General features: G+C 37.9%; 22 protein-coding genes and 1 pseudogene. 10 read left to right on the top strand and 13 right to left on the bottom strand.

What is annotated here, in order from left to right; all coding sequences use genetic code 11:
* Positions 1 to 439: 439 nt before the first annotated feature.
* Positions 440 to 1,582: an ABC transporter substrate-binding protein gene (locus PVK70_RS05225; protein ID WP_130047584.1), complete on the bottom strand. Its 1,143-nt coding sequence runs from the start codon at positions 1,580 to 1,582 to the stop codon at positions 440 to 442.
* Positions 1,583 to 1,712: 130 nt separating this feature from the next.
* Here PVK70_RS05225 and PVK70_RS05230 point away from each other — a divergent pair, with 130 nt between their 5' ends.
* From PVK70_RS05230 to PVK70_RS05250, 5 genes are all read left to right on the top strand, one after another.
* A complete protein-coding gene (locus PVK70_RS05230; protein ID WP_242504759.1) occupies positions 1,713 to 2,360 on the top strand; it encodes a LysR family transcriptional regulator in 648 nt (215 codons plus the stop codon).
* A 39-nt stretch (positions 2,361 to 2,399) separates the two neighbouring features.
* A complete protein-coding gene (locus tag PVK70_RS05235; protein ID WP_242504758.1) occupies positions 2,400 to 2,618 on the top strand; it encodes a hypothetical protein in 219 nt (72 codons plus the stop codon).
* Positions 2,619 to 2,733: 115 nt separating this feature from the next.
* Complete coding sequence (locus PVK70_RS05240) at positions 2,734 to 2,964, top strand: hypothetical protein (protein WP_242504757.1); 231 nt, start codon at positions 2,734 to 2,736, stop codon at positions 2,962 to 2,964.
* The gene (locus tag PVK70_RS05245) at positions 2,951 to 3,283 is read left to right on the top strand and encodes a DUF1214 domain-containing protein (protein WP_242504756.1); all 333 of its coding nucleotides are present in this window, start codon (positions 2,951 to 2,953) and stop codon (positions 3,281 to 3,283) included. The genes PVK70_RS05240 and PVK70_RS05245 overlap by 14 nt, the downstream gene beginning before the upstream one ends.
* 48 nt (positions 3,284 to 3,331) lie before the next feature.
* The gene (locus tag PVK70_RS05250) at positions 3,332 to 4,870 is read left to right on the top strand and encodes a sulfatase-like hydrolase/transferase (RefSeq protein ID WP_130047583.1); all 1,539 of its coding nucleotides are present in this window, start codon (positions 3,332 to 3,334) and stop codon (positions 4,868 to 4,870) included.
* 58 nt (positions 4,871 to 4,928) lie between these two features.
* Here the strand turns inward: PVK70_RS05250 and PVK70_RS05255 are convergent, their stop codons facing one another.
* From PVK70_RS05255 to PVK70_RS05280, 5 genes and pseudogenes are all read right to left on the bottom strand, one after another.
* Entirely contained in the window at positions 4,929 to 6,350 is a 1,422-nt protein-coding gene (locus PVK70_RS05255) for a sensor histidine kinase (RefSeq protein ID WP_130047582.1), read from the bottom strand.
* Complete coding sequence (locus PVK70_RS05260; protein ID WP_130047581.1) at positions 6,338 to 7,024, bottom strand: response regulator transcription factor; 687 nt, start codon at positions 7,022 to 7,024, stop codon at positions 6,338 to 6,340. Before PVK70_RS05260 ends, PVK70_RS05255 begins: the two co-directional genes overlap by 13 nt.
* 101 nt (positions 7,025 to 7,125) lie before the next feature.
* A complete protein-coding gene (locus tag PVK70_RS05265) occupies positions 7,126 to 8,754 on the bottom strand; it encodes a phosphoethanolamine transferase (RefSeq protein WP_130047580.1) in 1,629 nt (542 codons plus the stop codon).
* Between the two features lie 118 nt (positions 8,755 to 8,872).
* On the bottom strand, positions 8,873 to 10,108 hold the full coding sequence (locus PVK70_RS05270) for an OmpP1/FadL family transporter (protein ID WP_130047579.1): 1,236 nt from the start codon (positions 10,106 to 10,108) through the stop codon (positions 8,873 to 8,875).
* Positions 10,109 to 10,178: 70 nt separating this feature from the next.
* Positions 10,179 to 11,577: pseudogene (locus tag PVK70_RS05280) on the bottom strand (DUF1254 domain-containing protein).
* Between the two features lie 166 nt (positions 11,578 to 11,743).
* Between PVK70_RS05280 and PVK70_RS05285 the strand changes: the two are divergent.
* Together PVK70_RS05285 and PVK70_RS05290 are read left to right on the top strand one after the other, a co-directional pair.
* Complete coding sequence (locus PVK70_RS05285) at positions 11,744 to 12,910, top strand: anaerobic sulfatase maturase (protein ID WP_130047578.1); 1,167 nt, start codon at positions 11,744 to 11,746, stop codon at positions 12,908 to 12,910.
* A gap of 111 nt (positions 12,911 to 13,021) precedes the next feature.
* On the top strand, positions 13,022 to 13,969 hold the full coding sequence (locus PVK70_RS05290) for an endonuclease/exonuclease/phosphatase family protein (protein ID WP_130047577.1): 948 nt from the start codon (positions 13,022 to 13,024) through the stop codon (positions 13,967 to 13,969).
* On the opposite strand, the gene PVK70_RS05295 is transcribed toward PVK70_RS05290, so the two are convergent.
* A complete protein-coding gene (locus PVK70_RS05295; RefSeq protein WP_130047576.1) occupies positions 13,966 to 15,237 on the bottom strand; it encodes an MDR family MFS transporter in 1,272 nt (423 codons plus the stop codon). The genes PVK70_RS05290 and PVK70_RS05295 overlap by 4 nt on opposite strands.
* 267 nt (positions 15,238 to 15,504) lie before the next feature.
* On the opposite strand from PVK70_RS05295, the gene PVK70_RS05300 reads away from it, so the two are divergent.
* Positions 15,505 to 16,446 (top strand): YeiH family protein, encoded by a 942-nt coding sequence (locus tag PVK70_RS05300; RefSeq protein WP_165367145.1) that lies wholly within the window; start codon positions 15,505 to 15,507, stop codon positions 16,444 to 16,446.
* Positions 16,447 to 16,562: 116 nt separating this feature from the next.
* Positions 16,563 to 17,201, top strand: a complete 639-nt coding sequence (locus PVK70_RS05305; protein WP_130047574.1) for a hypothetical protein — start codon at positions 16,563 to 16,565, stop codon at positions 17,199 to 17,201.
* 34 nt (positions 17,202 to 17,235) lie between these two features.
* Here PVK70_RS05305 and PVK70_RS05310 read toward each other — a convergent pair whose 3' ends face one another.
* Together PVK70_RS05310 and PVK70_RS05315 are read right to left on the bottom strand one after the other, a co-directional pair.
* Positions 17,236 to 17,385 carry a hypothetical protein gene (locus PVK70_RS05310; RefSeq protein ID WP_165367144.1) on the bottom strand — a complete coding sequence of 50 codons (150 nt, stop codon included), beginning with the start codon at positions 17,383 to 17,385 and terminating at the stop codon, positions 17,236 to 17,238.
* A gap of 185 nt (positions 17,386 to 17,570) precedes the next feature.
* Positions 17,571 to 18,230, bottom strand: a complete 660-nt coding sequence (locus PVK70_RS05315) for a tRNA (adenine(22)-N(1))-methyltransferase (RefSeq protein ID WP_130047573.1) — start codon at positions 18,228 to 18,230, stop codon at positions 17,571 to 17,573.
* Between the two features lie 101 nt (positions 18,231 to 18,331).
* Here PVK70_RS05315 and yidA point away from each other — a divergent pair, with 101 nt between their 5' ends.
* The gene (gene yidA, locus PVK70_RS05320; RefSeq protein ID WP_165367147.1) at positions 18,332 to 19,141 is read left to right on the top strand and encodes a sugar-phosphatase; all 810 of its coding nucleotides are present in this window, start codon (positions 18,332 to 18,334) and stop codon (positions 19,139 to 19,141) included.
* Positions 19,142 to 19,233: 92 nt separating this feature from the next.
* Here yidA and PVK70_RS05325 read toward each other — a convergent pair whose 3' ends face one another.
* The 4 genes from PVK70_RS05325 to PVK70_RS05340 form a co-directional block, all read right to left on the bottom strand.
* Positions 19,234 to 20,529, bottom strand: coding sequence for an MFS transporter (locus PVK70_RS05325; protein WP_130047571.1), 1,296 nt, complete (start codon positions 20,527 to 20,529; stop codon positions 19,234 to 19,236).
* Positions 20,530 to 20,569: 40 nt separating this feature from the next.
* Positions 20,570 to 21,313 (bottom strand): glycerophosphodiester phosphodiesterase family protein, encoded by a 744-nt coding sequence (locus tag PVK70_RS05330; protein WP_130047570.1) that lies wholly within the window; start codon positions 21,311 to 21,313, stop codon positions 20,570 to 20,572.
* Positions 21,314 to 21,625: 312 nt separating this feature from the next.
* A complete protein-coding gene (locus PVK70_RS05335) occupies positions 21,626 to 22,318 on the bottom strand; it encodes a pirin family protein (RefSeq protein WP_130047651.1) in 693 nt (230 codons plus the stop codon).
* A 37-nt stretch (positions 22,319 to 22,355) separates the two neighbouring features.
* Positions 22,356 to 22,808, bottom strand: coding sequence for a DoxX family protein (locus tag PVK70_RS05340; protein WP_130047569.1), 453 nt, complete (start codon positions 22,806 to 22,808; stop codon positions 22,356 to 22,358).
* Positions 22,809 to 23,004: the final 196 nt, after the last annotated feature.

Below are 23,004 nucleotides of genomic sequence, written 5' to 3' on the forward strand. Positions count from 1 at the left end.
TCATTCCTTTGTTTCGTTATGTACTCATTTCATCCAACGTATATAAACGCTCTATATATTTAAGATAAACGGCCAAATTATTATTAAAGTAGGTACAGCATTCACGTTAAGCAGCGAGAAATGTACTCCTTTTATTAATAATTTAAACACCAGCAAATTCGAAACGAGCGTTCGAGCACAAAAAATGCGTGTTAGAATATCAAAAAGAAGATCTAGAGCATAAAACAAGCAAACGAACAGGTATGATCAGAAAGAGGATAAAGAGGTGATTAAAAATAAAACCCTCTAAAGTGTTAATTTCATTGAATCCATCTACAGATAAACAAATGAGAATAAATTAACTACGGAGTCTTTATACAATTTATTACTTACAATAAAAAATGCTCGTTTTAAAGCATATAGATTTAAAACGAGCATTTTATAGTGATTTATATTATTTTTACTTTCCGTAACGAACTAGCCACTCTTTCTCTAACGCCACCTGCCAGCTTGGATGTGGTTCTGCTAAAGATTTAAATAGCTTCGTCTTCTTCGCTGAGCCCGTTAAATACTGTGACGACAGCACAGATGGATCACCCCAGACACTTAAATCTCCTTTACGAGACTGAGCTTCAGGACTCAGTAAAAAGTTAATTGCGACTTGAGCGCCCTCTTTTGCTGATGCATTCCAAGGAATAGCGAGAAAGTGAATATTTGATAACGCACCGGCTTCCATGGCATAAGCTTCTGTGGTGTCGGCTAGCTTGCCACTTGCTTGTGCAGAAAAGACTTCATTTGGATTAAACGTAACCGCAAGATCAATTTGACCGTCATCTAATAGCTGCAGTGATTGTGCTGTCCCTGATGGGAATTGCTTCCCTTTACGCCACGCAGTTTGATGCAACTCATCCAAATAGATCCATAATGGCTGAGTTATTTCAGCAAAATTAGCGTTCTCTACCGGTTGCATTAGCTGAGAGTTGTTATTGGTTAACTCAATTAATAACGCTTTTAAGAAACTTGTACCATGAAACTCTGGCGGCTTAGGGTAAGTAATTCTATTTGGAAAGGCTTTGCTATAACTAAGCAATTCAGCAAAAGATTGTGGCGGATTACTTAGTGTTTGCTTATCATGAATAAATACAAGTTGACCCACACCCCACGGCGCTTCTAAGCCTAGCGTCGGCTCAGAAAAGTCACTGTCTACAGGCAAGGCTTTATCCACAAACTCCCAGCTTGGTAGCTGATTGACAAATGGACCAAACAGCAGTTGATTGTTCTTCATGGACTTAAAGTTTTCACCATTAATCCAAACCATATCGACACTACCACCGTCATTTTTCCCTGCGGTTTTTTCAGCCAATAAACGTGACGTACTTTCTGCAATATCACCCACTTTTACGTGTTTTAGTGTTACGCCATAATTTCGCTGTAGCTCTTTATCTGCCCAACGAAGGTAATTATTAATTTCTTGGCTTCCCCCCCACGCGTGAAAGTAAACGGTTTGCCCTTTGGCTTTTTGTTCTATCTCTTTCCATGTATCTGCAGCATGAACGCTAAAAGAAAGTATTAGGCTATTGAGCAATAACAACCACTTTTTCATCTGTATTTCCTTTATCCATTAAAGAGTATTTTTATTATGTTCGTCCCGATTATAGTGTATAAATTATGATTATTCAGAGCTTTGTGGTTATATTTAATAATCAAAAATATCAATATAAAGATGAGCATAAATGCATAATAAAGATCTTAATTTACTCAGGTTACTTATCATTCTCAATGAAGAAAGACAAACCGTGTTAGCAGCAAAAAGAATGAATTTGAGTCAACCAACTATCAGTATTATGCTCAAAAAACTGCGTGACCAATTTGATGATCCTTTATTTATCCGTGACAAAAACAACTTAGTTCCTACTATCAAATGCTTAGATATTTTGTCTACATTACCTGACTTGCTTACTCAGCTTGATAAGCTATACAGTGATAATACTGAGTGGGATATCTCTCAACTTAATGGGGAATTGCATTTACTGATATCTCCTCCATTAATATCAACACTTGGTACTCAATTAATAAAAAAGCTGACATTGTTAGCGCCAGATCTCACGGTTCAATGTTCTCATTGGGACATAAATACACCACAAAAATTAGAGATGAATCCTCACCAAAACTTTGGTATTACCTATTTACCAATGGAAACCAATAAAACACTGATGGAGCAAGAAGTCGGAGCCGATGAGTTTGCGTTCGTTGTATATGATAAACACTCACTCAATGAAATTACGATTGAAAACATCCTTCCTCATCCTATCGCTATTTGTTTGATCCCAGGAGTCACTGGCCCATCTAAAGCCGAACAACTGATCCGAAATTTTAAGTGAAAGAAAAATATTAACTTAAGAACCAGTGATATTTCCTTAATGACTACATTAATAATTGAAAGTGGTTATATAGGAATAATGCCTCGCTCTCTGCAAGGTTCGATAGGTGATAAATTCCGATTCCTATCTATTCCAGAAAACATTGTACCTAAAGGATATCAACGTAAAATTGCCTTTTTTAGCCATCAAACTAACCGAAAACAACCCCTAACTGAATGGCTTTTAACTGAAACAAAACGCTTTTTCTCTCAACATTAATTATTCATTTTTTCAATCTAAAGATACTCTCTATTAAAAATACTAATAGGGAGTATAGGCACAATTTTTAATCGAAAAGCATAAGATAACTCAATCAATTTGAGAGGGGTTACTTATGTTTAAAAAACAAATCACTGCGGCTATTGTAGCTAGCGTCTTAATCAGTTCTTTAAGTATAAATGCTCAGGAACTCAACACTTCTTCGCTGACTCCCTCGGCACAAATTCAACAAAACCAAGCCTCAACTTGGCTAGACCAAGAAACGTATTTATTAGCAACGAATGCTTATCTATGGGGTTCGCATAGAACAAGTAGCTCGCCAAGATACGGATATGCCAACGGCTAACCGCGATACTTTATATTCAAGTGCGATTGTTGATGTATCTAAAGAACCAATGATTTTATCTACCCCTGAAGTCGATAATCGCTACTTTATCATTGATATTCAACATTTTAATGTTAACGACCAAACTCCTATCAAGAAAAATAAAGATGGATCGTTTGACTTAATACTGTCTCACGATAAGCCAAGTAATAGCACACAACTTGCCAATTGGTTACCAACGTCAGAAGGGAATTTCTATGCCATTACTCGTTTATATGTTCCCTCTCAAGAGATCTTAGATATGAAATGGACTGTGCCACCCATTAATCCAATCAAATAAACATTAACTCAAGATAAATAACTCTATTTTTATTTATAGGTATTTGAAATGAAAACAAAAACCATCGCAAAAACAGCCATTGCACTAGCGGTCACCTCCTTTGGTGCACACGCAGCACAAACACAACCGAATATCCTAACAATCATGATAGATGATGTTAGCCCAATGGATATTTCCGCTTATCATCGCGGCCTAGGAGCGATTGAAACACCTAACATCGACCGTATAGCAAAACGCGGCATGATGGTAAGTGATTACTACGCCCAAGGAAGCTCTACTGCAGGACGAAGTGCGTTTATCACAGGGCAATACCCGTTTAGAACAGGCTTAACGACGGTTGGTCAACCTGGGTCAAACATCGGCTTACAGAAAGAAGACCCAACCCTTGCTGACATGCTAAAAGCAAAAGGCTATGACACCATTCATGTGGGGAAAAGTCATTTAGGAGATCGCAATAAATTCTTACCTACCGTACATGGTTTTGATGAGTTTTATGGTTTTTTATATCACCTAAACGTAATGGAAATGCCAGAGCAGCCTAACTTCCCGAAAGACCCTGATTTTGTTGGTCGCCCTCGAAATATGCTTCATAGTTTCGCAACAGAGGACTACGATAAAACAGTACAACCTCGTTGGGGTGAAATTGGTAAACAAAGAATAGAAGACAAAGGGCCATTAGGTTCAGAAAGAATGAAAACCATTGATGATGAATACGTTGAATTCACCACACAATGGCTTGATAAACACGAAGCAAATACGCCAGATAAGCCTTTCTTTATGTGGTTTAACCCATCACGCATGCACCAGCAAATACACGTTAAAGATGAGTATTTAGGCGCAAGTGGTCACACTGAATATTTCGATGCATTAAAAGAGCTTGATGACCAAATCGGCGTAGTCTTAGATAAACTGGATGCGCTTGGTGAAACAGATAACACCATCATTATGTTTACCGCAGATAACGGTATTAATCTTGATCACTGGCCAATGGCGCGCACTGCTTCGTTCCGTGGACAAAAAGGGACAACATGGGACGGCGCATTCCGAGTTCCTATGCTGATTAGCTGGCCGGGGCATATTCCAGAAGGCGAATACACAAGCGGCTTTATGACTTCAGAAGATTGGGTTCCAACTTTAATGGCTGCAGCTACGGGTGATACCACCATTAAACAAGATCTTCTTAAAGGCAAAAAAATTGGAGATACCAAATATAAAGTTCATCTAGATGGTTATAACCAAATGGACATGCTAACCAAAAAAGGACCAAGTAAACGTAATGAGTTCTTCTATTACAACGAACAAGACTTGAATGCTGTACGTGTTGGTGATTGGAAAGTACACTTAAAAACCAAAACAGAATGGACAGAACCAGCAAAAGCATGGCCATTAGGCATCATCTTAGATATCAAAGCCGATCCGTGGGAGCGTAGTGTTGATACTAATGGTTGGTTCTTATGGATGAAAGAACGTTCTTGGATTGTGCCTACATTACAAAAATCAATTGTTGAATATAAGCAATCTTTAAAAGCCTTCCCACCACGCCAAAAATCAGGTGGTATAGGAATGTCAGATACGTCAGTAAAATAATAACGGATTGATATACATAATATTAAAACCAAAGAGGAGCCTTTCGCTCCTCTTTTTATTACCCCTGCGGTATCACAACCGTAAATGTAATCTCTCTACTCTCTTGATAATCAACCGATAAATCATAACCATTTAATTGAGCGATATTCTTTACAATAGCTAAGCCTAACCCATGCCTATCTGTGTGGGTTCTTGATTTATCTACCTGATATAACGGTTTAAATATGTTATTGAGGTCATCTTGAGTTAATGGATTAGAAGATATATTTTTTATCTTAATCACAATGCTTCCATCCCCCTCTTTTTCAATGCTCGCAGACACAATGGACTCTTCTACACTATAAAAAAGAGCATTATCCAATAAGTTTTTAATCACGGTTTCTAAGCTAAAACGGTCAACATAAATCATTGGATAGGCTAGTGATGAAGAGAAAGCAACTCTCTCTCCCATTGTTGGATGCTTAAACTGCAATTCTGCACAAATCTCCTCAGTCAAGAGTCGAACATCCACCTCTTTCTTCTCAATCCCATAATTTCCTGATGTACTTTGACTCAATGCCATTAATTGATTGACGATGGTTTTCATATTATTCGCAATCGATAGTACATCTTCTTTGTAAGTCGCTGAAATCCTTACATCATCAGGGAAACGAATGTTCATTTCACTCAAGCTAATAAGCTCTGCTATCGGTGTTTTTAACTCATGGGCAATATCGGAAGAAAGACGTTTTTCATTGGCTACATTTTGAATATTCAACTCAATATATCGATTGAGCTCTTTTCTAATAGGTGAAATTTCTTTGCTTTCTTTTGGATTAGATTGAATACCTTGTGCATTTTCATCAAGCTCTGAAATTTCTTTATTGAGCAAATACAATGAATCTAACTCTCTATCCACCACTTTTATCACAACCATTCGAATACCAAAGATAACGGTAATAAAAACAAAAATAAGAGACAGATCGGCCATCAATAGAATGTTACTCACTCGTTGATTCGATATCGCCAAGGTTAGGTACATGGTTTCAATATAAGTAACGTCTGTAGGATCAACATCAGATGACAACTGTGGCTGAAAACGAGAAGAAATAGCTTTACCCATGCTGCCATCAGGAAGTTTTATATCAAAGATACGACTCTCATGCGTAGGTACATCTTGATAATCCAGATCAACATCATCAAAGTAGCTAAGAGATTGCGACTTTGCAAAAGTGCTCTCACCTAACCAAATTTGAAAATATTGCGCATCCTCTTTTCGCTCAAATTGCGGCATAAAGCCTTTGTGGTATTCAAACTCAATACCATCACTTTCCACTTCAACTAAGGATTTGAAGTAATTTGATTTTTCCACTAATGCATCGTCAAATTGCTGGTCAACCCAAGCATCGAGAATAAAATCCAAAGATAAAAAAACCACCAATAAAATGATGCCGATGATCACTGTTAACGCATTAACCAACCGATCTTTTATTGAGTACATGAGCGTTTTTCCACATAGTAACCAAAGCCTCGTTTATTTTTTATTGGCAGTTCGCCACCAACGGCTTTCGCTTTTTTTCGGATGGAAGATAAGTGTGATTCTATGGTGTTTTTCGAGACTGAATCAAATGAGCCAATAACATAATCACTGATATTTTCTGTCGTCATTACCTGATTGCGAGAACGAAACATACACTCGACAATCTTGTACTCATTTTTTGTTAGTTCAATCAATTGACCTGAGAATTCGAGTTCTTTCTTTGCTAAATCAAGCGTAAATCCTTCAACTTCTACGTGATCGTCATTATGCTTTACTCCACCTCGACGAGCTACGGTTAAGATACGAGCATGCAGTTCATCAAACGAAAATGGTTTCACCAGATAATCATCAGCGCCAGAGAGTAAGCCTTTAACACGATCTTCTGGCTGCGATTTTGCCGATAAGATAATCACTTTTACATCATTACCCATTTTGCGAATGCTTTTTAATAACGTAATACCATCGACATTAGGAAGCATTAAATCCAGAATAATAAAGTCATACTCATTGGTAATTGCCATTGATAAGCCCTTTGAGCCATCTCCAGTTTCATCAATAGTAAATCCAAGGTTACTCAGGCCCACCACTAAGCTACGACGTAAGTGTTCAGAGTCTTCTATTAGCAATATTTTCATTATTCAGTACCACTTTATTATTTTATATAATGATAGTAGCAAAAATGGGCTAACCATTCTCATGATTAACCCATTTCTTAATGCGATGAACTAAAAAGTAACTAGTTCGCCATAATGTCTAAACTATTGTCTTTCGCGCTAGTCTTCACGCCATATAAGCCAAGTAGCGTATGGAACAAATTATCATGGGAAAAACCACCCGCTGCCGCTTTTTTAATGACACTGGCTTTATTTATGCCTTTTTGGTTCGCATAGTCATCACTCATCCAAATATAGAAAGGCACATGAGTTTGTTCTTTAGGCGCTATCATGTAAGGCGCACCATGGAGGTATAAACCATTTTCACCCAACGATTCACCGTGATCTGAAATGTATAGCATCACTACGTTATATTTATCAGAATACGTTTTTAGCTTTGCAATCGTCTGTGCAATTACGTAGTCGGTGTAAACTAAGGTATTGTCATACACATTGGTGATCTCTTCATCACTGCAATTTTCAATATCGCTACGATTACATGCAGGGGTAAATACTGCCATATTCTCAGGATAACGCTTCCAATACGTTGGGCCATGGCTACCAATCATATGCAGTGCGTACAGTTGGTCACCTGTGGTATTTTGAATTCGCTTATCTAAACCTTGCAATAACACTTCATCATAACAACTTGAGCCATTACAAAATTCATCTGAAGAGGTATCGCTAATCATCACTTTTTCAATGTTCTTGGCAACCGCTTTGTCACCACCATCGTTATCTATCCACACCGATTTAACACCAGCATGAGTCAACACGTCTAATACGTCATCTTGGTTATTGGCACGGTCTCTATTGTAATTAGTACGCACCATATTAGAGAACATACATGGTAAAGAATGGGCTGTTGCTGTTCCGCACGACGACGTATTTTGAAAGGCAATCAAACCAAGATCTTTGGTGTATGGATTGGTTTCTCTGTCATATCCATTATAAGCACTGTTTTGCGCACGAGCAGTTTCACCAACTAACACCACCATTAGTGTCGGTTTACCGTTTTTCGCTGGAATAACTTCTGCATCTTCACCTATTGTGATGTAGTCCAAAGGTGCGGTTAGATATTCATTATTAATGTACTTAACTGTATTGAAAGCATCCGCAGGGTTAATCATTTTATTTAAGTACGAGTTATTGCGGCCAATCGAGGCATAGTCTTTAAAATAAAAAACAGAAATCAGCAGCAGCCCCACAATCGCAACACTCACTAATGCTGCGCGATGAAATAGCTCTTTGCCCCATGAAGCATTGCGGATCACTTTTACTTTTAATAGAAACAACGATGGAAGCACACCAAAGACAATAAAGTAACCGATAGAAGCCGAGCTTAAATAAGAGGATGCTTCACCCACGTTGGTTTCAAAGATATTCTCGATCATCGCATAATCAAACATGGTGTTGTATTGCAATGCGGCATAAAACGCCATCGAAGAGGTAAGAGTCAAAATAATCACAATACCTTTGAACAAGTAAGGCACAGCAATCATTGAGAAAATAATAATAAAAGCACAGGTAAGAATCGCTGGTGTTAGAAACAGAAAAAGACCATTACCTTGGGAGAGTTGGTAAATTTTTTCATTAATTGGGTAGTTAAAGACCACGGCAAAATACAATGACACCAAAATAAGCAGTGACACCATGTTCATGGTTATTTTTTGGCTTTTAAGTTTTGAAATCAGATTGGACAACACAAGCATACCTTCAGGCTCTTAGAGAATGAAACGAGTGTCACATATCAAACTTAAGATTCACTGAAGATAAACTTATGGTTTGCTGTTTTTCATTATTAATTTGAATGAATTGTAGAAAGAATGATTATTTAAACGCCATATTCATGGTGATGCCGATGAATTGATTTGAATTATCAAACTGACCATCTATACCGCTGTTATTAATCTCTGGCTCTCCATAATCAACATAGCTGTAATAGGTATTAAAGGATATATCCTTACTCCATAGATAAGTCGCACCGATACTGTATCTATGCTGTGTATCTACCGGTAAATCAGCACCTTGATAGTCAGGATCATCCAATGGCGAACTGGCATAACCAATCCCTGATTCTACACGTAATTTAGGTGTTAATTGGTAACGAGCACCGACGGCTCCTGTCCATACATCATCAAAATTTCGTTCTATTTGTGAAATGCGATTACCATCATTAATGGAAATTGTCGTGGAATCATTATCACTCCATTGCTCAAAGCCTAAGCTCCACACTAAGCTCAATGGATTAGTCAGTTGATGTAAACCTGATACTTCAATTTGGCGAGGATTAAGAACATTTAAACCCGCTTCGCCTGACATAGCTGATATGTTTTTATCTACTGAGCCGGGGATTGGTCCAGGAATAGGAACTGATACCGTCATCGCATTAGTACTAAATGACCCAGTGAGATCGTGATTCATACGTGAACGATAGGCAACACCCAGACGATTGTTCTCATCAACTTGATACATAAGCCCTAAGTTATAACCTAGTGTCCAACTATCAGTCTCTATATTACCTTGCCCACATAACAAGTTTTCTTCAAAAGTAGCGTAGTCAATTTGTAAGCCACCACCAATCGATAGCTTGCTATTTATTTGATAAGAAACGCTAGGATTAAACTGAATGACCGATAATTTTAGATCATTTAAATTTAGAGCTCCGGCATAAGAGGTTCCATAATCTAATGCACTTCCTCCTTGTGCTGACACGCTCATTCCCAAATGAACATCATCGTTCAATTGATGAACATAATAAAGTGATCCGTAAGGTTGAATACCACCTGCATTATCACTGTCTTTACTTGGATCTATATCATCATGATAATAAATACCCAAATCCATCACCGCAGCATTAACACTTAACGCATCACCATCAATATAACTCATACCTGCGGGGTTTGAATAAGCAACAGAAGCATTCTCAGCCAACACTGCACTACCTGCTCCTGCTGTGCTTACTGTCATTTTACTCATTTCTTGCACTAAGGTTCCTGCGGCATTGGCTTGAAAAGCAAGCAATAAAGAAGCCCCTAAAAAAGTTAAAGAATAAGACGTTTTCACAATTACCTCTTGCATCAAACAAAAAAAGAGCACCTTAATCACAGATACTCTCTATTTAATTACGGGGGATTTATTGTCTAATCACTTGAGGAAGCTCATAAGTATTATCTAGCACAGCCTGAGTTGGCTCATATAAGCGCATGTGTAGATAAAAATCTGTTTTTGGCGCGGGTAACCAATTACAGCTTGAATCCACAGGTTTACTGTTTTGAATACAGACGGTTAATGTGCCATCTTTATTATAAATAAGCTTTTCTTTACGATTGGTTGAGATGGAGTAGCGATCGATGCTGTTCGGTACCATAAATAGGTTTTTCGCATCATACATAGTTAAAGACCAAAAGGCTTTTGCCGGTGCATCGGCTGGCATCACCATACGATATTTATACTGACCAGACAGCTGTTGATCTTTTGAGTCTGTATAACGGTTTGGATATAACGCTCGCTCTTTAAGTATTTAAGCCTGCCGCTCGAAAGTTAATGCTTGCACGGCTTAAGAAATCATTTCCATATTTCCCGCCTTCATACATCATTGCCCAGCCGTTATTTTTAGTACCTAAATCACGACTCGCGTATTGAATGATTTGTGGTGCCGCATTTAACGCTCGTAATAACCCTTTCTTCTGATCCGCCGTTAAATTATCGGCATTAAATGGTTTATCTCCCCCAATACCAATGTATTTAAATTGGTCGACAATTGGCGCATCTGCTGCAATAGGGTTATTACGCAATTCTTTATCAATTAAACTAAACCATGCCAAACCTTTAGGCCGAGGCATTGGTGATATACCCGTTTTTGCATGAGTTAACTTAACCGGTTTATGCTCTTGTCCCAGTTCAGATAAAGGATAATTAATAAATCCATCGTGAACATTAAGTGCTGCCGACAAGTCTTTATTTCCTGAAACCCCAGTTCGCTGAATGTACCAAACTAAAGGTGTTCTCGATTCAATAATTCCATCAATACCATCAGGAATTCCCCCTTCGATTCCTTTCCATCCTTTATTTACCAATAAGAATTTTCCGCCATCTTGCCCGACATTATCTTTTATTAAATTACCCACAGCTTCAGAATAATCATCTAATAATTGCACAATAAAATAGCGATCATTGGTTGGAGGGATCTCTATAACCAAAGGGCCAGTGTCATTCAAGTTAATATGAGATTGAGAGTACAAGGTATCATTATTAACGGTTGGAACCACTCTGTCTTCAGGCCCTGCGAGAGCCAGAGTCTTCCCCATCATGTTTAATGGTGCTGCGCCATTGTCCATTGGAGCATCTACATTCGTCGACGCGGCTCTAACTTGTGCTACGGTTAATGGGCCAGCACCATAAATAAAGGCTTGCAGCCCTAAGGTATAAGCTAATTCTTCTTGAGGATTAATTGGCGTTAATTGTGCTGCGAATACAGCTGTACTGCTTAATAAACTGCTCGTAATTACCGTTGCTATGAGTGCCTTTTTCATAGTAGAACCTCTATTTATAAATATAACTCCAGACTAGCGACTCTAAATAAAGAAGAACAATTGAAAGAATGAATAGCCTTTATTAAAAAATGCAATTCGACTACATCTATATAATTCATTAAATTAATAGATATAAGTTATGGCTCATCAGAAAGGTAATCTAATCATGTCTGTATCCACTATTGAAGCAACCACTCCCTACAGTTTGTTTATTAAAGCTGAAAGTGCAAAATGTAATCTAGATTGCCACTACTGCTATTACTTAAAGAACGAAGATAAAAAAAAGCCGGGAATGGATGAAGATACCTTAAATAAAATGATCTCTAATCACATACAATCTCAGCCACCACAAACTCCTGTTATCGATTTTATTTGGCATGGTGGAGAGCCAATGATGAGAGGGTTAGATTTTTATCAATCAGCCATTCAACTGCAACAACAACAAGCTTCGAAAACACCGATTCAAAATACTATTCAGACTAATGGAACGTTAATTAATGATCGCTGGGCTTCTTTCTTTGCTAAGCATCATTTTATGGTCGGGATAAGTATTGATGGACCACAACTCATTAATGACATTGCGCGTATAGACAAATCAGGGAACTCTTCATTTGAGCGAACCATGCGTGGTATGCAACACTTAAAAGATCACCATGTAGAGTTCAATACTCTAACGGTTATCAATAATAAAAGTTACAAGCATGGCAAAGCTATTTATCGATTTTTAAAAGACAATGACAGCACTTACCTGCAATTTCAGCCCTGTATTGATCATGAAATGGATCGTCGTTTTGACTACGATTGGACACTATCAGGTAAGCAATGGGGACAATTTCTGTGTGATGTATTTGATGAATGGGCAGCCAATGATATTGGTAAAACCTATGTGCAATTTTTTGAAAACTGCTTAATGATTTTAATGGGGCATCAAAGCCAAATGTGCCATCATGCGGATACTTGTGGGCAACAATTAATGATGGAGTCCAACGGTGAAGTCTTTAGCTGTGATCACTACGGTTATGATGATTTTAAAATCGGTAACATTCATCATGACCACGCTTCTTTAGCACAAATGGCAAGCTCTAATGAGCAGATTAAATTTGGACAAGATAAATACGAGTCCCTAAGTCAAAAATGCCAACATTGTGATTTTAAACCACTGTGTAATGGCGGCTGCCCAAAAAATCGAGTCAGTAAATCCAATAACGGTGAAGATCACAATGTATTATGTGAAGGCTATGAAATGTTCTTTAAACACGCCCTGCCTGTAATGTTAAAAATGGTTGATGCGATGAAACAAGGCTATTCACCAGTCCATTACCCTATGTTTTAAAACGCTATTAATGAATAATTTACGCAAACCTCTAATTTATCACCCATACTAAATGACTAAGACAAGTTAAACCGTCTTGATCATAAGTGTAATAAATGGAGGCTAGATTAGATGCATATAAAAGGACTTTGGATTGCACTACTAATTTTACCTAGTCTACTTTGGGTTTCACTCTCTTATGTACCCGCTATTTGGTGGTTAGAAAACATTTTAGGAATACCAAGTATTATCACTTTTGGTTACGCCTTTCTTTTTATTGTTTTATTATTGCGCCGCTATTACTTTTTCTCTCTCTTAGCTTTGAGCTTATTCTTTGCCTGGCTCTATCAGTCCCCACAAGCGAGTTACTCAAACCAAAAGTGCCATAATCCTCTTGTTATAGTTCAATATAATCTGTATTACACCAATCCTGATCTCACTCCTTTTTTAGACTATTTAAAGAGTAATGATATTGATCTTGTGGTACTTCAAGAAACAGCGCCATGGCATGGAGATAGATTTATGGAATTAATTGATGATTATCCTTATCAATTTGGAGGAACGCCTGGACTTGGCTACCCAAGCGGGCAGATGATAATCAGTAAACAACCGTTGAATTTGAGAGCACAGAATACCCCTGCTGGCCATTACATTATTAGTGGTATATGGCAAAGTAGTGAGCATCGCCCAGTGAGTTTATATACCGCTCACCCACCATCACCAAGAACCAAGCAACTTTGGCATGAAAGAAATGCACTCATCGGAAGTTTAGAACGCCTAGCAGATTACTCCCCTTATGCTGATACCTTAATTATTGGTGATTTCAATTTATCTGCAAATACACAACGCTTTAAACAGGCTTACAAAGAATACCAAACAACCCCTGTTCAGAGTTGGCCAAGAGAGATCAAAGGCATTCCTATCCCCACTTTTGCACGGATCGCCATTGACCATTTTTGGATAAGAAACTCAGAGGAACCATCGCTATTTATCTGTAAGCGTGAAGCATTACCTCAGTTTTCAGGCTCTGATCATAGTGCGGTGGTGACCTACCTTTCGACTAAATCAAAACCAAACTAATTACTTGGTATTTCCTTCTCCGCCCACTTATATAAACCAATCATTAGTAAAGAAAGAACAAAACAAGCAATAAACAGAGGAGTCGCACCACCAAGTTGAATAAGCACTCCTCCAACTAATGGAGCAAGTGCAAAACCTAGCCCGTAAATCGCGGCGGCACCAAAATAACTGCCTCGTAAATGTTTAGGCGCTAATTGATCTATTTGCACATTCAAGGTTGGAAAAGCAATCACCTCTCCCACACTTAAAATAAAGCACGCCATTAACCAGCCAACCGGAAAATCAATGGGTACCATTAAGAAGGCAATTTGTGCCAAGGCCATCATCACCATACCAACCCGAGTACGTGTAAATAATGGTACATTTTCAAGTAACTTGAGCATTGGGAATTGCAACACCACTATCGTTAATGTATTCACTAACACCAAGCCACTAATAAACTTGGCAGCATCGACAATATCCGTACGAACAATAACTTGGGGGATAGACGATTCATACTGACCATAGACAAACATCATAATTAAATTTGCAGCAATCAATTTAATAAATAGCTTATCTTTGCTGATGATCCGAACGGTTGAAAAAAAGGACGTTACATTACTTGTACTTTTAGACAGCAATGTTTCGCTATTACTTCTAGCAAAAGAGATAAACAAAAAGAGACCAAAAGCTAAATAGGTAATTCCTGTGACTAAGAACAATATTTTGGGATGAGCTAAACCTAAAGTAATACCAATTAAAGGACCAATTGCTCCACCTACATTAATCAAGAAATAACGAACATTAAGCGCGAGCTCTCTGTCTTTGTCATCATCTAGATTATCTCCAATCACCGCCTTTGCAGGAGCTTCAATCATTGGTCGCATTAAGCCGCACATACCGACCAAAACAAATAATTGAAAAATAGAGTTCGCAACACCAATTCCTGAATACGAAAACGCCGCAATAATACAGCCAGAAACCATCACCCACTTACGACCAAATTTATCAGATAGCCAACCTGAATATAGTCCCGTAAATGAACCCACCACTGCCGATCCTGCTAAAATAGCGCCTACCGTTACTGCGCTGGCATTAAAATCTTGATATAAAATAACAATAAGAAAGGGCCATGCCATAAAATACGTAGTTCGCGCCAGAAGAGTTCCAACCAATACCGTCCAGATAATATGATTAAAACGAGAAAGGCGTCCCCATTGTAATACGCTTCCACTTTCTTCTATTTCTTTTACGGCATTATTTCCATCTGCTGTTTTTGTCTCTTCCATACTCCCTCCTTGGGATCTGCTACCTAGCCATTTTATTATTTTTCTTTGTTTAAAAAGTATACCGATTAACCTTGAATTTATAAGAGTGTAACTCTCTTAAATTTGCTTTTATTTTTAAGAGATCCAGTCTATTGCGCTGCATTACGAATCATTTTTAAAACCCTTACATATGTTAAGGTTTATTTAACCTAATATATTGAATTATTAAACTTACTAAACAGAATAAAAGTGATATCTTTGTTTTATCTATGCCTACGAATAATAAACATGACTTTTAATAAATCCCATTTACAACATTACTTTCCTTTTTATCTTGCTGCACTATTAACGCTCACCCCTTGGGTTAGTTCACCTACCGCTTTAGTTATGGGTTTTGCTTTAGCCAGCTTTGGTTTTGTACCCACGACTTTTGCATTGGGAAAAGTCACTAAAAAATTATTAGCTTACTCTATTGTTGGCTTAGGGTTTGGTATTCAGCTGAATGAAGCAATAGAAGCCACTTCAAATGGAATTGGTATTATTTTATCAACCATTGTGGGCACACTCGTTCTAGGTTGGTTACTAGCGCGATTGATGAAATTGGATAAAGTGACAGGCCATCTGATCGCATCGGGTACAGCTATTTGTGGGGGTAGCGCCATTGCTGCAGTTGCTCCTGCGATTAATGCCGATGAAGAATCTACAGGTCTTGCTTTGGCTACCGTATTTGTATTGAACTCAATTGCACTATTCATCTTTCCTGTCATTGGCCATGCATTAGAGCTAAGCCAACACGCCTTTGGTACTTGGGCAGCTATTGCGATTCACGATACTTCATCCGTGGTGGGTGCCGCTTCTGCATACGGTGAAGAGGCGTTAAAAACCGCAACAACGCTTAAATTAGCGCGTGCATTATGGATTGTTCCAGTTGCCTTTATTAGTGCTCTACTTTTTCGTAGCAACAGTAAAAAAATCACGATCCCTTACTTTATCCTTTTCTACTGCTTAGCTATTTTAATTAGTGATAACTTACCGCAATTTAGCCTGATCTATGATGGCATTTTTGATGTATCGAAAAAGCTCTTAGTTCTGTGTTTATTCTTTATCGGCTGTGGTATTTCGATTGAAAAAATCAAAGCAGCGGGCGCAAAACCGTTGATCTTTGGTGTTAGTTTGTGGGTTGTGATATCAACAACCTCTCTGTTTTATATTATGAATTACGCTTCATAAGAAATTTACAACATGACAGCCCCTTGATATGGAATCCTATTTTTAATAAATGGGTACATACAGATTGTTTCACACCCTCTATAGTGATAGATTAATCAATAACACTTGAGGCTGTCATGTTTTTTACCTATTCAACACATCCAGATATCAAAAAAATCCAAAAAGGATTACTGCAATTTTTTATCCAATGCATTGTCGCCGCTATTGCCTATCTTGTTATTCGTACTGATATCATCGTTTTAAAGAACGGGCTAAGTGAAAATTCATTAACAGAGTATTATCAACAATTTTTACTACTCGTTGTGATCATCTCTTTTACTTACATCGCTGTAGTGAACAAGCAAGCACGAGCCTTTGCTACGCTGATCATTGGTTTTTTTAGTTGTATGTTTATAAGGGAGTCTGACGGGGTTCTCGACAAGGTTTACCATGGATTCTGGTTGGTTCCAGCTTTGATCGTTGCTTTCACTTGTCTGTTCTTAGCATTTAAAAATAGAAAAGGCCTATTGTCTACGTCAGCAAGGTTTTTTGATAGCCGCTATTTTTACACGCTCAGCTGTGCATTGGTGATTATTCTTGTTTTCTCTCGATTAGCAGGCATGAACTATTTATGGCAAACATTGCTTGATGGGCACTATATTCGAACCATAAAAAACTTAGCTGAAGAAGGCACCGAGTTGCTTGGTTACTCTTTATTGGCTTACAGTGCTTTAGGGTTTGGTATAGAGGTTCATCGCCTTAAAATGAGTGAATAATCTTACAAAGCTAACGGTGAGCACCATTAGCTATTTATTCATTTAATGCATCAGCTTTCATTGAGAAATACTGAAACATTTTAACAAGTTCTGATTTACTAATGTCTTTTAGCGTTAATGCGATTTCTATATCCTTCTTTAACGCTTTAAGTAACACTTGCTTCTTCAAACTTTCACTTTTCATACTTAACTCCAAACTTTAAATTCTAAATCTTTACTTCTGAAATATGCTTTAAGTATAAAAAGTAATCAATACAATTTATGTAGGGCATATCCTAAAGTAAATTCATTTATTAAAGCCGTAATATTATATGTTTAGCAAATTAGTCAAATAGCACATTAAAACTTAATAAATTTAATAAGCTAACGTTACGATGTAGAACGTCGTAAATTTAAATATAACTCACTAATATTATTGTAATTTTCTGAACTACCACCCATTCTTTGATAATGTGAAACAGTTTTAGTTAAATATTCTTGATGATCGCTATCTGATAAATTCCACATATCGCTTCCAACAGGCGCAATCTGTTTTACTGCTTGATTACTAATATGCAGCACTTCATAAAAGCGTTTGTTTTCTTTTACTAATGTTTCTGATATCAGACCAAAGCCCATCTCTATCAACTCACATCTAACCATATAGTTATGTAATACAGGGCAAAGAATAAACTCCAGCTCAATATCACTATTACGAGTCTGAATAGAACGCACCAACTCAATCAACAAGTCCCCACCAACGCCTGCAATAATAATCAGGTTCTTTTTCCCTTTTATTAACGGTAGTTTCGCTACATCCATACAATGCACTTGCCACTGAGACTGAATTGCCGATGCGTGTTTTTGAAGCTGACTTTCAAGGTCAATCATTAACTCATCCACGACATCAACAAAGTGGATCACACTTTTAGGGTGAGAGGCTAATAAGGCAACACCTAATTGGCCATGATCACAACAGCAATCCCAAATATGATCATAGTGATCGGTAACTTTATTTTTTATGGTATCTAACCGAGAACTTAACTTCATTAGCCTGTATCAGTAGTAAAAATCAGCGACAGTATATAGTATTTTTTTCATAAAATTCAGGTAAGCTAACTAATAGTATTTTTAATCCAATGGTAACTATGATGTATAAATTAATCGCACTGGATATGGATGGCACTCTGCTTAATTCAGATAAACAAATCTCAGCAGAAAACAAAGCAGCGATTGCTGCTGCTCGTGAAAAAGGCGTTGTCGTTGTATTAGCTTCAGGTCGCCCATTAAATGGCATGAAACCACAGCTACAAGAACTAGGCATGACCACTGAGGACGACTACGTTCTTAGCTATAACGCTTCATTAGTTCAAAAAGTAAAAAGTGAAGAAGTGATCCGCAGCCAAATCATTACGGGCGTTGATGCAAAAGCCATTGCTAAGCTAGCTAAAAAGCTTGGGGTTCATGTTCATGCTTTCTCTCAAGAAAAAGGCTTAATTACCCCACAATTAAATCATTACACTGAACATGAATCTAGCATCACAGGTATGCCAATTACAGTTATTGATTTTGAAGAACTGGCTGATGACGAACAAATCATGAAAGCGATGATGATTGATGAGCCAGAACTACTTTCAGCTGCCATCAAACAACTGCCCGCAGCACTATATGAGCAATTTACGATTGTACAAAGTGCACCTTTCTTCTTGGAGTTTTTAAACCCAAACAGCAATAAAGGCGTCGGTGTAAAAGCACTGGCGGATCATCTTGGTATTACTGCAGATGAAGTTATTTGCATGGGCGATGCGGGTAATGACTGGCATATGATCAAATACGCAGGTCTTGGCGTTGCAATGGCGAACGCGACTGATGATATCAAAGAGATTGCGAACCATATTACCGTTAGCAATAATGATCACGGCGTCGCTAAAGTGATTGAAGAGTTTGTACTGAACGCTTAATCATTTACGTTATATTGATAACCCAACATACCTAACAAACAAAACCCCAGAGTATTTTCACACTCTGGGGTTTTATTTAATTCAGTAGATAATTAAGCTTCTGATTCAACCAACTTGCCCTCTTGATCGCCCCCGTTTTTCTTCTTCAGTGAAATCAGGATAAGTGAACACACCATACCAAGTACCGCAACTGTTAAGCCGATACCAAAGATCATTTGATAGGCTTCAATCGCAGGGTAAGTATCGATAATCCAGCCATTCAATGCATAAGCCCAGAACACAGAAGCGTAAGCTGCAAACGAACCCACACTCATTGCAGAGCCGCTGTAATCTTTTGGCACACCGGCTTCAGCTACTGGCGCTAAGATAATTCCTTTTGCTAAGAAGATACTGAATGAGAAGCACATTAGTAGCACCATGTTCATCATCAGCATGCCTTCAGTCTTAGGCAACGCAATAGTCACACCTAAACACACCGCAGTTAAGCCTAGAGCAAAGAACATCATTTTTATCGACGATTTAAATACGAAATCGGCAATCGAACCCGCAACCAAACCAGCAACTACACCCATTGCACCAGTATTAATAATACCGAAGATAGCCGCTTGTGCTGTTGATAATCCAAATACCGCTTGTAGATAAGGAACCGTGTAAATCAGAGTGATGTAAATCCAATATACCGTTAGAGACGTAATTGCAGCTAACCATACCGTTGGCATTTTCAATACATGAAGCAGACCTTTCAACGCTTCTTTGTTCTTACTTTCACCTTGCTTAATTTCCATGTGATTATCTGGCACAAATTTCCATACACAGAAAATCATAGGAAGGATTAATAACGTATAGAAAACAATCGCGCCTTGGAATACAAGAATAGAGCCGCCAACCAATGCCATAATACCAACGATCACCGCATTCATGCTCATTTCGGCTGCGCGTCGTACAGATTCTAACAAGCCAAATGCCATGCCTTTGTTTTTATCGCCAGACATTAACGTTACACCATTCACAACCGCAGGCCAGAATGCTGCATCAACTAAGCCCCAAAGACCCGCAATCACAACCAGAACACTAAAGCCGGGCTCTAAGAAAATAATCCCCATCATGCTCAAAAATCGAATACTCAAACTGGTGATTAAAATGGATTTTACAGAAAAACGGTTATTGACCCAGCCAGCAGGAATATAGAAGAACATCGCTGAACCTATCAGCGTAAATAAGATCCCCATTTGGGTATTATCGATCTGTAGTACTTCTAAAAGTAAGTTATAGAAGGTTCCCTTAAAGGCTTCAAAAGCCGAATAGATAATTTGGCCTGACATTACGACAGAAAAAAAGCCAAACAATTGATTTCGGCTAGTAAAGCCTATTTTTTCAAATAAGTTCATAAAGATAATCCTTTCACGTTATTGTTTTATTTTTTAATTATTATTTTTGAGCTTTGTATTTCGAAGGGAACTTATGAGCGATATCGGTACAAATACCATCAACTCCCCAGTTAAACAGTTCATTCGCACGCGCTAAATCATTAACCGTCCAGACATTAACTTTAATGCCAGACGCTTTGAATTTTTGTACCATTTCACGAGTTAGGCCTTTCTCTTCAGGGTGAATATAATCTGCTTCACACCATTCAATAATTGAATTCCAGTCATCCCATAAGTTATGACTTTCAAACAAACACGCAATTTTAGTTTGAGGACTTTTACGCTTAAACTCTGATAATACAAGGTGGTTAAAACTTGAAATAATCAACTCTCTCTCTGGTGCTAACTCTTTAAGAGCAATGATCAAATTATCAATCAACAGATGACTTAGCTTCGCACTGGCTGAACACGACTTGATTTCAATGTTTAAATTCAGTTCTTTTTCGTTCGCCATTGCGATTAATTGTTGAACAGTAGGTAAACGCTCATCTATATAATCATCACTAAACCAGCTGCCTGCATCAATAGAAGACAAATCAGCGCTACTAATGTCACATAAGCGACCGCTTTTATCAGTACAACGATCTAACGTATCATCATGAGAAATAATGACCGTACCGTCTTGAAGAATATCCACATCACATTCAAACCATTGAACACCATGCTCTTTGCATAAAGAGAAAGCTGAAAGCGTATTTTCAGGAGCAAGAGAAGACATTCCACGATGCGCTATTAATGTTTTCATTGTTAACCTATTTAACGTGTTAGAAGATGGAAAGGATGATAACGCGAAGAGCATGACATAAATGTGACACAAACGAACATAATGCGCATTCGAGCGTTCGAATTTGAACTTTATAGGTTTTATGTCTAACAGTTAACATTATTAATTACGGTAAGATACTGATAACGTAGAACCAAATCTGGCACGCCCCTCAAAATAAACAAAATCAGTAACTATGGGTATTTATCAGACATAAAAAAACCGCCAACTCATCAAAGAAATAGCGGTTAATGTAGAATACAGATCACCAGTAAGAATAAATAATAAAGACAGTTACATAATAAAAACGATAGCTTTAACTTTTTCTGAACTGTTATTGCTAAATAATAATTCTGATTCTTTAGCTATTTTAAGTCCATCACCAGAACTTAGTTCCCTCTCACCAACCGACAACCCATCGTTAATACTTTGTACAAAGATCTTATTACTTAACTCGATAGAAAGTGATTGCTGAGTATTTGGTTCTAAAATAAGTTGCTTTATCACCGCATTTTGCTTAATTAAAAATGAGCCTTCACTCGCTGTTGGCGTTGCTATATCTACAAAACCTTGTTCTTGAGGGAAAGGTTTCTGTTGATAGCTCGGCTCACCATTAAATACATTCGGTTGTATCCAGATTTGCAATAAATGCAACTCTTCATTTGAAGAGGGATTAAACTCACTGTGTTGAACCCCAGCCCCTGCCGACATCAACTGATATTCACCAGGTACAAGCTTCTTACTTTGTCCCATACTGTCTTTATGGGCAATTGCACCTGACAACACAACGGTTAAGATTTCCATATTTTCATGACCATGAGTGGCAAAGCCACCTTCAGGTTTAATTCGGTCTTCATTAATCACTCGTAATGGGCCAAATCCCATGTGATTCACGTCATAGTAGTGACCAAAGGAGAAGGTATGCTTTGCATTCAACCAACCAAAATTTGCACTACCACGCTCATTCGCTTTTCTTAATTCAAACATCATCTTCTCCTTTATTATCACTCAAATTTACTAAACATTACTTTTGCACAGAAAGTCGATCTGCTAACCAGTTATCTACCGCTACTTTACCTCCACCAGATAACATCAAAGACACACTCGCTGCTAATAGTGCTAAACCAAACTCATAACCGCCATTGGACATAAACAATCCATTAGGTAAGTGAACACTTACAATCGCAATCAACATAGTAAATGCCAATACCAACGCCGATGGTCGAGTCAGCAAACCAAGAATAATAAATAGGCCACCAAAAAACTCAGCACTGCCTGCTAAAAATGCCATTACGACACCCGGTGCTAGTCCAATTGATTCAAAGAACTGCCCCGTGCCAGATAAACCATAACCTCCAAACCACGCAAACAGTTTTTGAGCGCCATGAGCCATAAAGATAATGCCCACAGGAATACGAAGCGCTAATGTGTTAAACCCTGCGTTTGAAGCTAATAGTTGTTCAATTTTCTGTTTCATTTTATTTCCTTACCAATTAAGTCTAAGAGAAGATCCCTCTGTCATTGCTAATCAGTATAGATAATCGGTTCATAAAGAAAATTGGAAGTATTTGAGCTTACCGTTCAAATTTTTTGAATATAAAAATTGGCATGATAAGGTAAGAGGTCTAGTATTAATTCAATTCTGTCAGATTACGACTCAATATAGATTGAAT

The organism is Aliivibrio sp. A6 (assembly GCF_028765505.1).
Lineage (GTDB): Bacteria > Pseudomonadota > Gammaproteobacteria > Enterobacterales > Vibrionaceae > Aliivibrio > Aliivibrio finisterrensis_A.

Bases quoted from the DNA above. Each gene is read 5' to 3' on its own strand.
- PVK70_RS05250 (WP_130047583.1), top strand. From the start codon at position 3,332: ATGAAAACAAAAACCATCGCAAAAACAGCCATTGCACTAGCGGTCACC.
- PVK70_RS05305 (WP_130047574.1), top strand. From the start codon at position 16,563: ATGTTTTTTACCTATTCAACACATCCAGATATCAAAAAAATCCAAAAA.
- PVK70_RS05225 (WP_130047584.1), bottom strand. From the start codon at position 1,582: ATGAAAAAGTGGTTGTTATTGCTCAATAGCCTAATACTTTCTTTTAGC.
- yidA (WP_165367147.1), top strand. From the start codon at position 18,332: ATGTATAAATTAATCGCACTGGATATGGATGGCACTCTGCTTAATTCA.
- PVK70_RS05295 (WP_130047576.1), bottom strand. From the start codon at position 15,237: ATGGAAGAGACAAAAACAGCAGATGGAAATAATGCCGTAAAAGAAATA.
- PVK70_RS05260 (WP_130047581.1), bottom strand. From the start codon at position 7,024: ATGAAAATATTGCTAATAGAAGACTCTGAACACTTACGTCGTAGCTTA.
- PVK70_RS05325 (WP_130047571.1), bottom strand. From the start codon at position 20,529: ATGAACTTATTTGAAAAAATAGGCTTTACTAGCCGAAATCAATTGTTT.
- PVK70_RS05340 (WP_130047569.1), bottom strand. From the start codon at position 22,808: ATGAAACAGAAAATTGAACAACTATTAGCTTCAAACGCAGGGTTTAAC.
- PVK70_RS05330 (WP_130047570.1), bottom strand. From the start codon at position 21,313: ATGAAAACATTAATAGCGCATCGTGGAATGTCTTCTCTTGCTCCTGAA.
- PVK70_RS05335 (WP_130047651.1), bottom strand. From the start codon at position 22,318: ATGTTTGAATTAAGAAAAGCGAATGAGCGTGGTAGTGCAAATTTTGGT.
- PVK70_RS05245 (WP_242504756.1), top strand. From the start codon at position 2,951: ATGCCAACGGCTAACCGCGATACTTTATATTCAAGTGCGATTGTTGAT.
- PVK70_RS05265 (WP_130047580.1), bottom strand. From the start codon at position 8,754: ATGCTTGTGTTGTCCAATCTGATTTCAAAACTTAAAAGCCAAAAAATA.
- PVK70_RS05285 (WP_130047578.1), top strand. From the start codon at position 11,744: ATGTCTGTATCCACTATTGAAGCAACCACTCCCTACAGTTTGTTTATT.
- PVK70_RS05230 (WP_242504759.1), top strand. From the start codon at position 1,713: ATGCATAATAAAGATCTTAATTTACTCAGGTTACTTATCATTCTCAAT.
- PVK70_RS05315 (WP_130047573.1), bottom strand. From the start codon at position 18,230: ATGAAGTTAAGTTCTCGGTTAGATACCATAAAAAATAAAGTTACCGAT.
- PVK70_RS05235 (WP_242504758.1), top strand. From the start codon at position 2,400: ATGACTACATTAATAATTGAAAGTGGTTATATAGGAATAATGCCTCGC.
- PVK70_RS05310 (WP_165367144.1), bottom strand. From the start codon at position 17,385: ATGAAAAGTGAAAGTTTGAAGAAGCAAGTGTTACTTAAAGCGTTAAAG.
- PVK70_RS05290 (WP_130047577.1), top strand. From the start codon at position 13,022: ATGCATATAAAAGGACTTTGGATTGCACTACTAATTTTACCTAGTCTA.
- PVK70_RS05255 (WP_130047582.1), bottom strand. From the start codon at position 6,350: ATGTACTCAATAAAAGATCGGTTGGTTAATGCGTTAACAGTGATCATC.
- PVK70_RS05300 (WP_165367145.1), top strand. From the start codon at position 15,505: ATGACTTTTAATAAATCCCATTTACAACATTACTTTCCTTTTTATCTT.
- PVK70_RS05240 (WP_242504757.1), top strand. From the start codon at position 2,734: ATGTTTAAAAAACAAATCACTGCGGCTATTGTAGCTAGCGTCTTAATC.